The sequence below is a fragment of the Candidatus Clostridium eludens genome, assembly GCF_045310515.1.
Classification (GTDB): Bacteria; Bacillota; Clostridia; order Clostridiales; family Clostridiaceae; genus Clostridium_B; species Clostridium_B eludens.
The window spans coordinates 1-349 of sequence record NZ_JBJHZX010000183.1; the positions used below are offsets into that span (position 1 = coordinate 1).

Genomic DNA, 349 nt, shown 5'->3' on the forward strand with positions numbered 1-349 from the left:
ATACTTATAATTTCATAAACTGGAGCACAATCACTTTTAATATTGCTTTTTATATCTATATGATATCTTTCAAGGGCAATAGTAGTACCATGTTCTCCTATATTCCCACTTACAATTATTTTATCTCCAGGTTCAATATTATTTATTTTATAATTGTTTTCAATAATACCTACTCCAGAAGTATTTATAAACAATCCATCTATGCAGCCTTTTCCAACAACTTTAGTATCCCCGGTTACAACTTTAATCTTTGAAACTTCACATTGCAGGGCCATTTCTTTAACTATTAAATCAAGAGTTTCAATTGGAAAACCTTCTTCTATTATAAATCCTGCACTTAAATATAAGG

The 349-nt window shown here is 28.9% G+C and carries 1 protein-coding gene; it reads right to left on the minus strand.

Annotated features, from left to right (window positions below; genetic code table 11):
* Positions 1-349 (minus strand): AIR synthase family protein (locus tag ACJDU8_RS25755; protein WP_479723082.1); only part of this gene is annotated, 349 nt, incomplete at both ends.